Origin of the sequence: Pandoraea sp. ISTKB, from assembly GCF_001721285.1 — a bacterium.
In the GTDB taxonomy this organism is placed as follows: domain Bacteria; phylum Pseudomonadota; class Gammaproteobacteria; order Burkholderiales; family Burkholderiaceae; genus Pandoraea; species Pandoraea capi.
In genome coordinates this window covers 1-671 of sequence record NZ_MAOS01000107.1, presented here as the reverse complement: position 1 = coordinate 671, position 671 = coordinate 1, and the positions used below count along the sequence as shown (strand labels likewise).

The window sequence follows — 671 nt, the reverse complement described above, 5'->3', positions numbered from 1 at the left end:
GTGACGTTCCACACCACGTGATAGCCGACGTACACCGCCAGCACGAAGATGATCAGGTTGATCACCGTGTGATTGATCAATTCCATGTTTGCGCTTCCCCTTTATGCCGCACGCAGCACCTGACCGTCGCGGCACATGAGGCACGCGGCGACGATGTCGTCGTTGGTATCGATGACGAACTTGCCTTCCTTGTCGATGACGAGCTTCAGGAAGTCGAGCACGTTACGGGCATAAAGCGCGGAGGCATCCGCAGCGACCATACCGGCGAGGTTGGTGTAACCGGCGATGGTCACGCCGTGGACCTTCACCACTTCGTCGGCCACCGACAGCGGGCAGTTGCCGCCGCCGTTCGCGCCGCGTCCGGCCGCGAGGTCGATGATCACCGAGCCGGGCTTCATCGCCTTGACGGTGTCTTCGGCGATCAGCGTCGGCGCAGCACGCCCCGGGATCAGCGCGGTGGAAATGACGATGTCAGCCTGCGTAAGGCGCGTGTGTACGAGTTGCGCCTGACGCGCAAGCCACGCTGCGGGCATCGGACGCGCATAGCCGCCCACACCCTTGGCGATCTCGCGTTCTTCGTCGGTCTCGAACGGCACGTCGATGAACTTCGCGCCGAGCGATTCGATCTGCTCGCGCACGGCCGGACGCACGTCCGACGCTTCAATGACCGC

General features: G+C 63.3%; 2 pseudogenes. Both read right to left on the bottom strand.

Features of this window, described 5'->3' with window-relative positions:
* Positions 1-86, bottom strand: a pseudogene (locus tag A9762_RS29280) (NAD(P) transhydrogenase subunit alpha); the annotation flags it as partial.
* Between the two features lie 15 nt (positions 87-101).
* Positions 102-671: pseudogene (locus A9762_RS27790) on the bottom strand (NAD(P)(+) transhydrogenase (Re/Si-specific) subunit alpha); the annotation flags it as partial.